Origin of the sequence: Actinoallomurus acaciae (assembly GCF_042429965.1) — a bacterium.
In the GTDB taxonomy this organism is placed as follows: domain Bacteria; phylum Actinomycetota; class Actinomycetes; order Streptosporangiales; family Streptosporangiaceae; genus Actinoallomurus; species Actinoallomurus acaciae.
In genome coordinates this window covers 21,663-31,418 of the sequence record NZ_JBHLZP010000031.1, presented here as the reverse complement: position 1 = coordinate 31,418, position 9,756 = coordinate 21,663, and the positions used below count along the sequence as shown (strand labels likewise).

Here is a 9,756-nt window from a genome sequence, read left to right as displayed (position 1 = left end):
TGCCGAACGAAGGCCGACCCGGACCGCCGATCGGCCGAGCTCCCGCCACGCCGCGAGCAGGCGCGGCTCGCGCTCGTACCCGGGCACCGCCCTGGCCTCGGTGAGCAGCCCGAGGGCGGTCTCTGGATCCGCGGCCGACCGGGCCCGGCTCATCAGGTTCGCCACCGTCGCGTCGAGTCCGCTCAGCTCGTCGTGCTGCCGCGGCCTGCTCAGCCGGGGCGGCGCGGTGCGTCGTGGGGGCACCGCCCACCGGCGCAGGACGTCGGCCTGCCACGCGGACGACAGCACGCCCGCGTCCACGTCGAGGTGGGCCGCCCGTACGGGGCCGCCGTCCCCGCGGAAGGTGCGCAGGCAGCGTCCGCCGGTGAGCGTCCACAGCCGGACCGTGTCGTCGGCGCCCGTGGACACGAGGTATCCGCCGGACACCGACATCGACCCGACCACGCGGGTATGCCCGCGCAGCGTACGGGCGTGCCCTCGGCGAAGGTCCCAGACCCGGATCCGCACGCCGGCGGCCAGCGCCGCGGAGTGCCCGTCGGCGCTGAGGCAGAGCGCCTCGACCCCTCGATGACCGTCGCGCATGCGGCCGTCGAGGACGCGGACGCAGCGGCCCGTGGCGACCTCCCACAGCCGTGCCGTGCCGTCCTCGCGGCCCGCGGTGAGCACGAGTCGCCCGTCGTGGCCGACCGCCGCGGTCGCGTTGCCGTTGTGCCCGTCGAGGGTCTGCCGGAGCCGGCCGCCGGGGAAGTCCCAGACGAGCACGGTCCCGTCGTAGTTCGCCGAGACCGCGACCCGCCCGTCGCCGCTGAGGTGCACCGACGCCGACCACAGACTCCGGTTCCAGCCCTCGGGGGCGCCGAAGGCCCGCAGGCGGCGCCCCTCGGCCAGGTCCCAGAAGTGCACGGCGTCCGGCCCGGCCGTGACGGCGTACCGGCCGTCGTCGCTGATGTCGAAGGTGAACCCGACGGCCGGGGTCGCCAGCTCCCGCAGGCACCGTCCGTCGCGGACGTCCCACACGCGCAGCACCCCGTCACCGGCGGTCACCGCGCGCCGCCCGTCCGCGGTGAAGCGGATCCGCATCGACGGCGGCTGCCGGCGGACCGGCAGGTCGAAGAACGTCTCGGTGCGGTCCTCATAGACGTACCAGGGGATGCGGCGCGTGCCGCTCGACGGTTCGCGCCGGAGGGTCGAGCTCCGGCCGAGCAGCGCGTCCGCCTGGTCGCGATCGCCGCGTTCCCGGTGCACCTCGGCGAGCAGCCGCCGGGTCTCTGCGGGGTCGGCGCCGCCGGAGACCGTCGCCTCGAGAGCGGCGATGAGGTCCTCGTCGGTGCACTCGCCGCGCCGCCACCGCAGCAGCCCGGCGTTGTAGGTGGCGTTCAGGTGCTGCGGGTCGGCGACCAGCGCGGCGGTGAACGCCTTGCCCGCCTCGGCCGGACGGCCGAGGTCGAGCAGTGAGACGCCGCGGTTGTTGAGCTCGTCGGCACGCAGGTCCGCGGCGGCGGGAGCGGTACGCGGATACGGCGTGCCGATCGCCCGCCGGTAGATCGCGACGAGCTCGGTGGCGACCTCGGCCATGGACGCGGGCCGCCCGGACGGGGTCGGGCTCAGGCTCCGGGCCAGCAGATCGGTCAGCTCCGCCGGCGGCTCGTGCAGGCCCGGCCCGGGCCGGCCGCGCAGGGCGTCCAGCGCCGAACCCGCCGTCGGGCCGGACATCCAGTTGATCCCGCCGGTGAACATCTCCAGCACGGACACGGCGAAGCTGTAGACGTCGGTGCGCCGGTCCACCCGCCTCCCCGCGCTCTGCTCAGGCGAGGCGTACGCGGGCGTCAGGCCGTAGACGGACACGTCCAGGGGCGCCCCCGCCGGGGCGTCCGCGGCCCTCGGCGGCGCGGTCAGGGCCCGGGTCAATCCGAAGTCGGTCACCTTCGCGACGGGCCCGCGGGCGGTGACGTCCAGCAGCACGTTGGCGGGCTTGACGTCCTGGTGCACGAGACCACGCTCGTGCGCGTGCGCCAGCCCCCACGCGAACCGCACCGCCACGTCCAGGACGCGGGCGAGCACGTCGGCCCGGCCGCCCGCGTACAGGCGGCCGTCGTGGATCCAGTCGCGCAGGCTGCCGCCCGTGACGTACTCGGCGAACACCCGCGGGATCCCGTCGAGGACGCGCACATAGTGGCAGCCGCACACGTTCGGATGCAGGCCCAGCGACACCCAGATCTCCGCCTCGGCGATGAACCGATCCCGCTGATCCCCGGTGCCGAACAGCTCCGCGCGCGGGCACTTCACCGCCAGGTCCGTGTCCCACTCCAGGTGCCGGACCCGGTACACGACGCCCATGCCGCCGGTCTCGTGCACCTGAAGGACCTCATAGCGCCCGTCGACGACCTGGCCGGTCCGCCACACCCCGCCGACCGCCATGCGTGCCTCAGCCCGGCGCCCGCACCGGGCCCGGTCCGGTCACCGGCCGGAGCCGGCGTCCGGCGCCGGGGGACCGGGGACGAAGTCGGGCAGGGCGGCGAACGCGGGGTCGACGGTCGCGGTGGCCAGCACCCACCCCACCCATGCCCGTACCCGTGACAGGGGATGGTCGGGGAACCGGGTGTCCCAGGCCGGGTCGTCGCCGCGGTGATAGGGCAGCCGGCCCTTCAGCTCGGGGGCGTACGGGTGCGGCAGGACCCAGCCGTCGCCGAACAGGCCGAGTTTTGCCATGATCGTCGTCTCGCGTACTCCGGTGATCCCGCTCTCCGCGGCGGAGCAGCCGAACATCACATGGCGATCGGCCTTGGCGAGAAAGATGTTGGCCAGGAAGACCTGTCCGCTGGGCGCGTTCGGGATGGGCGCCTTCACCACCTGGCACACTCCGCGAACCCCGCCGAGGGTCACCGGTTCGGCCTCGATGAGGCATCCCATCTGCGCGTACCCGACGGCGAGGTTGTACCGCATGGCCGGGACGTTCTCCAGCCAGGCCGGCTCGGTGAGCGCCCCGCTGTTGAGTTTCAGATGGATGTAGTCCCCGCTGGTGGGATGCGACCAGGTCGTCTCATCCACGCGCCGCAGGCCGGTTGTATCGAAGGTGACGACCACGTCTCAGAGCCCTTTCGGAGCCGAACCGGTGACACGCTGCCGGACCGCAACGTACAGCACCGCCTCCGGGACCCGTCCCGGCCGCCTTCGACTCATGCGGACCGCATGCCGGTGACCACACCCTTGACGTCCTCCCGGCCCGACCCTATTTTGTGAGACATCCCGACAAGCGGGATTGTGAACCCGCATCGTGGGATCGCCTCGTCCGTACGGCCGGTCGGCGACCCCGACGGAGAAGGGCTGAGGCGGATGAGCACGGTCAGGGATCGGGCAGGCTGGGTCGGCTTTCGCGAGAAACTGCGCTCCTCCACCGAGTGCCTGCTGGGCACCTGGGTGAAGATCCCGGCGCTCGAGACGATCGAGATGCTGGCCGCGGTGGGGTACGACTTCATCGTTCTGGACGAGGAGCACAGTCCGCTGACGCTGGAGGCGGCCTACCGCGCGACCGCGCTGAGCCAGGCCCTCGGCATGCACGTCCTCGTACGGACCCCCGACCGCAGCGGAAACTACGTCCAGCGCGTGCTGGACTCCGGGGTCGACGGGCTCCTCATCCCGCAGGTCGCCGGCGTCGAGGAGGCGCGCCGAGTGGTCGGCGACATGGTCTTCGCCCCGCAGGGGCGGCGCGGTCTCGGCTCGACCTCGCGGGCCGGCCTGTGGGGCACGATCCCGAACGCGGAGTACGTGCGCCGGGGAAGTGAGGAGATCGTGCGCGGGATCCAGCTCGAGGACGCCGCCGTGCTCGACCGGCTGGACGAGATCATGGAGATCCCCGGACTCGACGCCGTCTTCCTCGGCACCGGAGATCTCGGCCTGTCCACCGGCCTGTCGCCGGACGACCCTGTCTTCCAGGGCTACATCGACCGCTTCCTGGCCGCGGCGAAGGCCCACGGTCTGCCCCGCGGCACCGCGGTCGCCTCCGGGCCCGCCGCGCGAGAGGCGGCCGAGCGCGGGTTCACGTTCGTCATGATCAGCAATGACGCCAAGATGTTCGCCGACGGAGCGAAGGCCGCGCTGGCCGGAGCGGTTCGAGAGCGGTGAGCGGCGATCATGGGGCCGAAGCCGTGGAGTACAGTCCCGACAATGGGCCGGTCGAAGAGTTCCACCCCGGAGGAGTCCTCCCCGGCCTCGGCGTCCATTCAGTCGGTCGAACGGGCGGCGGCCCTGCTGCGCCTCTTCGTGCCGAACGTCCCGTCCCTGGGGCCGACCGAGATCGCTCAGCTCAGCGGCATGTCGGTCTCGACCGCGCACCGATACTGCTCGGCGCTGCGCAAGGCCGGCCTGCTGCGCTACGACCCGGTCACCGGCCGGTACGGGCTGGGCGGCGGCTGCATCGAGCTGGGCCTGGCCGCCGCGGAGGGCATGCCGATCGTCGGCCTCGCCCGGCCGCTGATGAGCGAGGTCGTCGCACGCCTCGACCTCACGACCGTCCTGGGCGTCTGGGACGAGGACTCGGTCCGCGTGATCGAGGTGAACGATCACACCTCCACGCCCGCCCGCATCACCGTACGGATCGGTGCGCAGCTCGGCGTGTTCGAGACCGCGCACGGCCTGCTGTACCTGACGTTCTCGCGGCGCGTACGGCAGCGCTTCGCCCAGAGTCCGGAGCTGGAGCGGCTCGCCGACCGGATCGACGCGACCGAGCGGGAGCGCTGCGCCATCGTGCGGTCCGTCGCGGGACCGCGTTCCATCCCCGGCACGACCACGGCGGCGGTCCCCGTGTTCCTGGGCGACAACATCGTCGCGTCGCTGGCGATCGTCGGGCCGTCCGAGGGCATGCCCGCGGATCCGGACTCGCCGTTCGTCGACGTCCTGAAGGAGACCGCGGCCCGGCTGTCCGGGCAGCTCTCCGCCTGAGCCTCCCCCCGGCGGGCCACCGCCGTCTTCCTCCTTTCACTCATGCTCGTGAGGAGTACGTCACCCATGCCCTTTGATCCCAGTGACGCTCGTTCCAAGCTGGCCGGCGACACCGCCGTCAAGGCACCGCCCACCGCGTTCGCCGGCGCGGAGTACCTGAGGTTCTACGAGACGCCGCCGACGGTCGTCGCCGACGGCGGCCGGACCTGGTACGGACGCGGCCAGAACTTCGTCCTCGAATACACCGAGCTGGACGGCGAGCTGGAGTTCGCCCGTACGGACCAGCCGGACGAGTACGTCGTGCTCCTGCCGGACCGGGCCGTCACCGCCGACGTCGAGGCGGGCGACGACCGGCGGTCCGTGCACGGCGACACGCTGGTCTTCGTCCCGCCGGGCGACAGCACCGTACGGCTCTCCGGCACCGGCCGGGTGATCCGGCTGCTGACCTCCAAGGCCGAGGACCTGGCCTCGCTGGCCGCCAACGCGGCCTCCTACGAGGAGCACCACCCGAACGTGGCCGACCTCGAACCGTGGCCGGACCCCGTGGGCGGCTTCCGGATCCGCGCCTACGACCTCGACGTGCCACCGATGGACAGCCCGCCGTTCCGGCTGTTCCGGTGCACGACCTTCATGGTCAATTACACCGGCGTGCAACAGGGGCCGCGCGACACGAAGAAGATGTCGCCGCACACGCACGACGACTTCGAGCAGTGCTCGCTGGTCATCGCCGGGGAGTACGTCCACCACATCCGATGGCCGTGGACCACCGACCTCGACGCCTGGCGGCCCGACGACCACGAGCGCTGCGCCGCCCCGCACGTCTGCGTCATCCCGCCGCCGGCGATCCACACCAGCCAGGCGGTGGACCAGGGCGCCAACCACCTGATCGACATCTTCGCCCCGCCGCGCGTGGACTTCTCGAGGATGGAGGGCTGGGTGCTCAACGCGGAGGACTACCCGCCCGCTCCCGCGGTGACGGGATGAGCGCCCCGCACGAGGTGATCGCCGTCCGGTACGGAACCCGCGCCACCCGCAAGAGCGAGGTGTACCTGCACTTCGGCCTGTACGGCGAGCCGGACGCGCCGACCGACATGGACTACTTCTTCTGGGTCGTACGGGGCGCGGGACGCACGGTGCTGGTCGACTGCGGCTTCAACGAGCGCAGCGGAACGCGCCGGGGCCGCACGATGCTGTGCCCGCCGGCCGAGGCCCTCGCGCGGCTCGGGGTCCGGCCCGCCGACGTGAGCCAGGTCGTCGTCACCCACGCGCACTACGACCACATCGGCAACCTCGATCTGTTCCCGTCCGCCGAGGTGGTCATCGCCAGGCGGGAGTACGCCTTCTGGACCGGCCCCGTGGCGGACCGGCCGCTGTTCATGACCTCGGCCGAGGCCGACGACCTCGACGCCTTGCGCCGGGCCGTCGAGGACGGACGGGTCAGCCTCGTCGAAGGGCGGCACACCGTCGCGCCCGGCATCGAGGTACTGGAGGTCGGCGGCCACACGCCGGGCCAGCTCGTGGTGCTCGTGACGAGTGCGGACGGGGACGTGGTCATCGCCTCGGACGCGCTCCACTACTACGAAGAGCTGGAACTCGACCGGCCGTTCACGCACGTGGCCGACCTGCCCGCCATGTACGCGGGCTTCGAGACGCTGCGCGAGCTGGCCGGAGACGGGCGGCCGCTGGTGGCCGGGCACGACCCCGAGGTCATGCGCCGCTTCCCGGCGCTGACCGGCGAGGCCGCCGGCCTCGCCGTCCGGGTCGGCGGGGAGGCGGGGAGATGACAGGTCTGCACGGGCTCGACGGCAAGGTCGCCATCGTGACGGGGGCGGCGGGCGGTATCGGCGCGGCCACCGTACGCCGGCTCTCCGAGGAGGGCGTCCAGGTCGTCCTCGCCGACACGGACGAGGAGAGCATCCGCGCGCTCTCCGCGTCGCTGCCGACGCCCAGTACGTGGATCCGGGCCGACGTCCGGGACGAGTCCGACGTGACCGGCTGTGTCGACCTGGCCGTACGCCGCTTCGGCCGGGTGGACCTCCACCACCTGAACGCCGGGATCGCCGGCTCGCTCGCCGTTCTCCCCGACCTCACCGTCGAGGAGTTCGACCAGGTCATGGCGGTGAACGTCCGCGGCGTCTTCCTCGGTCTGCGGGCGGCGTTCCGGCAGTTCGCGGCGCAGGGCGGCGGGGGAGCGGTCGTGATCACCGCGTCGATCGGAAGCCTGCGCGGCAGCGCCGACCTGCTCCCGTACCAGACGTCCAAGCACGCGGTCCTCGGGCTGCTGCACGGGGCGGCGGTGTACGGCGGGCCGCTCGGCGTCCGCGTGAACGCCGTGGCGCCCGGGATCGTCCCGACCGAGCTGTTCGCGGCCACGCCCGACGCTCCCGGCGGCCGGGACGACATGGTGACGCGGGCCGCCACCACACCGCTGCGCCGGGCCGGGACCGGCGACGAGATCGCCTCGGTGGTCGCGTTCCTGCTCAGCGACGACGCCGGCTACATCACCGGCGAGACCGTGTCCGCGGACGGCGGCGCCGCCGCCGTCAGCACGGTCCGCCCGTCGGGCGGGGCCGGGGCCTGGGACTTCGGGCGGTATGACGCGGCCCTCTACGGAAGGAGCGACCGTGGGTGAACGGATCGGTTTCATCGGCCTGGGGAACATGGGCGGGCGGATGACCCGTCGCCTGGCCGAGGCGGGACACACGGTCCTGGGCTACGACCCGGTGCCGGAGCGGTCCGCCGAGGCGGGCGCCAGGGCCGCGGCCTCCGTCGCGGAGGTCATGGCCGGGAGCGACCACGTTCTTCTGTCGCTCCCGAACAGTTCCGTCATCGAGAGGGTCGTCCTCGACCCCGGCGGCGTGCTGGAGTCCGGGCGTGCGGGCCAGATCGTGGTGGACCTCAGCACCGCGGCGCCGAGCTCGTCCATCCGCCTGCACGCGGCCCTGGCCGAGCGCCGGATCGAGTTCCTCGACGCCGGTGTGTCGGGCGGTGCCGCCGCCGCGGAGAAGGGCGCCCTGACCGTCATGGTCGGCGGCTCGGCGCAGGCGCTGGCGACACTGGACCGGGTCTTCGCCGCTATCGCCGAGAAGGTCGTGCACATGGGCGGCAGCGGCGCCGGCCACACCACCAAGGTCCTCAACAACTTCCTCAACGCGGTCAGCCTGAGCGCCACCGCCGAGGTCATGCTCGCGGCGAAGAAGGCCGATCTGGACCTGAGCCTCGTCCTGGACGTCATCAACGCGAGCAGCGGCGTGAACTTCGCCACCCGCAACCGCTTCCCGCGCATCGTGCGCGGCGACTACCTGGAGGGCGGTCTGACCAGCTCCCTCATGACCAAGGACATCGCGCTCTACGTGGACTGCCTGCACGAGCTGGGGGTGCCGTCGCTCGCGGCGTCCGGGCCGCTGGCCGCGTTCGGCCTCGCGAACAGCCTCGGCTACGCCGAGCAGATCAGCAACCGGGTCGTCGACGCGCTCGGTGACGTGGCCGGGGGCGTACGGCTGCACGACGGCGGGACCGGTGACCCGCGATGAAGATCATCAGACGGGGACAGGCCGGTGACGCGCCGGCCGAGCGACGGACGGCCACCTTCACCGGGCTCGTGTACGCGGATCCGCTCGGGACCGGCGACGGTGTCACCTTCGCCAGCGTGTTCTTCGCGCCGGGCGCGCGGACACACTGGCACTGGCACGAGGGCGGTCAGCTCCTCCACGTGCTCACCGGGCACGGCTTGATCTGCGCCGAGGGCGGGCGGCCGACGCCGCTGCGTCCCGGTGACCTCGTCTGGACCCCGCCCGGCGAGCGGCACTGGCACGGGGGCGGGCCGGAGACCGTCATGGCGCATCTCGCGGTGTCCCTGGGCACCACCAACTGGCTCGACGCGGTCTCCGACGACGAGTACGGGGACCTTCGATGAGCGGGCGGATCGGCTTCGTCGGCCTGGGGAACATGGGCGAGCCGATGGCGCGCCTGCTGGCCGGTGCAGGCCATGACCTGCACGTCTACGACGCCGGACCGGCGGCGCGCGAGCGGCTCGACGGGGTGGCGGGCATCCGCGTCGCGAAGACCGCCGCCGACGTCGCCGACGGCGCCGACGCGGTGATCCTCATGCTGCCGGACTCCGACGTCGTCGAGGCCGTGCTGCTCGGGGACGGGCTCCTGGGCCGCGCCGTCCCGCCGACCGTGATCGTGGACATGAGCTCGTCGGTCCCGGCACGTACGCGTGCGCTCGCCGACCGCGCCGCGGAGCGAGGCGTGCCGCTGATCGACGCGCCCGTGTCCGGTGGCGTCACGGGTGCCCGTGGGGGCGCCTTGACGATCATGGTCGGTGGTCCCGCCGAGACGGTCGCCCGGGTACGGCCCGTGCTCGACGTCCTGGGGTCCTCGGTCGTGCACGCGGGCGAACGGCCCGGCGCCGGCCACGCGGTCAAGGCGCTGAACAACCTGATGTCGGCGGCGCACCTGCTGGTGAGCTCCGAAGCGCTCATCGCGGGGCGGGAGTTCGGGCTCGACCCGGCCGTAATGCTCGACATCGTCAACGGATCGAGCGGGCGCAGCGGCTCCACCCAGACCAAATGGCCGCGGTTCATCCTGCCGGGCGGCTTCGACTCGGGCTTCGCCCTGCGGCTGATGCTCAAGGACATGCGCGTGGCCCTGGACCTCGAGGACGCGACCGGTACGCCCGCGCCGCTGAGCCGTGCCGCCGTCGACGCCTGGGCCGAGGCGGCCGAGGCGCTTCCCGCCGACGCCGACCACACCGAGATCGCGCGCTGGCTCGAAGCGCGACGAGCCGCCGGCCCCACCCGAACGGGAGAATGA

The 9,756-nt window shown here is 72.9% G+C and carries 10 protein-coding genes; 8 read left to right on the top strand and 2 right to left on the bottom strand.

The window, feature by feature from the left end; genetic code table 11:
• Nucleotides 1–2,418: protein kinase domain-containing protein (locus ACFFNX_RS06865; protein ID WP_378196938.1), on the bottom strand; the 2,418-nt coding region annotated here is incomplete at its 3' end.
• Between the two features lie 39 nt (nucleotides 2,419–2,457).
• Complete coding sequence (locus ACFFNX_RS06860) at nucleotides 2,458–3,048, bottom strand: hypothetical protein (RefSeq protein ID WP_378196935.1); 591 nt, start codon at nucleotides 3,046–3,048, stop codon at nucleotides 2,458–2,460.
• 213 nt (nucleotides 3,049–3,261) lie between these two features.
• On the opposite strand from ACFFNX_RS06860, the gene ACFFNX_RS06855 reads away from it, so the two are divergent.
• The 8 genes from ACFFNX_RS06855 to ACFFNX_RS06820 all read left to right on the top strand — a co-directional run bounded on the left by ACFFNX_RS06855 (nucleotide 3,262) and on the right by ACFFNX_RS06820 (nucleotide 9,756).
• Nucleotides 3,262–4,122 (top strand): HpcH/HpaI aldolase family protein, encoded by an 861-nt coding sequence (locus ACFFNX_RS06855; protein WP_378196933.1) that lies wholly within the window; start codon nucleotides 3,262–3,264, stop codon nucleotides 4,120–4,122.
• A gap of 42 nt (nucleotides 4,123–4,164) precedes the next feature.
• Complete coding sequence (locus ACFFNX_RS06850; RefSeq protein ID WP_378196930.1) at nucleotides 4,165–4,938, top strand: IclR family transcriptional regulator; 774 nt, start codon at nucleotides 4,165–4,167, stop codon at nucleotides 4,936–4,938.
• 66 nt (nucleotides 4,939–5,004) lie between these two features.
• On the top strand, nucleotides 5,005–5,922 hold the full coding sequence (locus tag ACFFNX_RS06845; protein WP_378196927.1) for a cupin domain-containing protein: 918 nt from the start codon (nucleotides 5,005–5,007) through the stop codon (nucleotides 5,920–5,922).
• The gene (locus tag ACFFNX_RS06840) at nucleotides 5,919–6,722 is read left to right on the top strand and encodes an N-acyl homoserine lactonase family protein (protein WP_378196924.1); all 804 of its coding nucleotides are present in this window, start codon (nucleotides 5,919–5,921) and stop codon (nucleotides 6,720–6,722) included. The genes ACFFNX_RS06845 and ACFFNX_RS06840 overlap by 4 nt, the downstream gene beginning before the upstream one ends.
• Entirely contained in the window at nucleotides 6,719–7,570 is an 852-nt protein-coding gene (locus tag ACFFNX_RS06835; RefSeq protein ID WP_378196921.1) for an SDR family NAD(P)-dependent oxidoreductase, read from the top strand. Before ACFFNX_RS06840 ends, ACFFNX_RS06835 begins: the two co-directional genes overlap by 4 nt.
• A complete protein-coding gene (locus tag ACFFNX_RS06830; RefSeq protein WP_378196918.1) occupies nucleotides 7,563–8,471 on the top strand; it encodes an NAD(P)-dependent oxidoreductase in 909 nt (302 codons plus the stop codon). Before ACFFNX_RS06835 ends, ACFFNX_RS06830 begins: the two co-directional genes overlap by 8 nt.
• Entirely contained in the window at nucleotides 8,468–8,854 is a 387-nt protein-coding gene (locus ACFFNX_RS06825; RefSeq protein WP_378196915.1) for a cupin domain-containing protein, read from the top strand. The genes ACFFNX_RS06830 and ACFFNX_RS06825 overlap by 4 nt, the downstream gene beginning before the upstream one ends.
• Nucleotides 8,851–9,756 carry an NAD(P)-dependent oxidoreductase gene (locus ACFFNX_RS06820; protein ID WP_378196912.1) on the top strand — a complete coding sequence of 302 codons (906 nt, stop codon included), beginning with the start codon at nucleotides 8,851–8,853 and terminating at the stop codon, nucleotides 9,754–9,756. Before ACFFNX_RS06825 ends, ACFFNX_RS06820 begins: the two co-directional genes overlap by 4 nt.

What these genes read in the sequence shown, in the direction of transcription:
- ACFFNX_RS06850 (WP_378196930.1), top strand. Translation starts at nt 4,165, where the DNA reads ATGGGCCGGTCGAAGAGTTCCACCCCGGAGGAGTCCTCCCCGGCCTCG.
- ACFFNX_RS06845 (WP_378196927.1), top strand. Translation starts at nt 5,005, where the DNA reads ATGCCCTTTGATCCCAGTGACGCTCGTTCCAAGCTGGCCGGCGACACC.
- ACFFNX_RS06840 (WP_378196924.1), top strand. Translation starts at nt 5,919, where the DNA reads ATGAGCGCCCCGCACGAGGTGATCGCCGTCCGGTACGGAACCCGCGCC.
- ACFFNX_RS06835 (WP_378196921.1), top strand. Translation starts at nt 6,719, where the DNA reads ATGACAGGTCTGCACGGGCTCGACGGCAAGGTCGCCATCGTGACGGGG.
- ACFFNX_RS06825 (WP_378196915.1), top strand. Translation starts at nt 8,468, where the DNA reads ATGAAGATCATCAGACGGGGACAGGCCGGTGACGCGCCGGCCGAGCGA.
- ACFFNX_RS06820 (WP_378196912.1), top strand. Translation starts at nt 8,851, where the DNA reads ATGAGCGGGCGGATCGGCTTCGTCGGCCTGGGGAACATGGGCGAGCCG.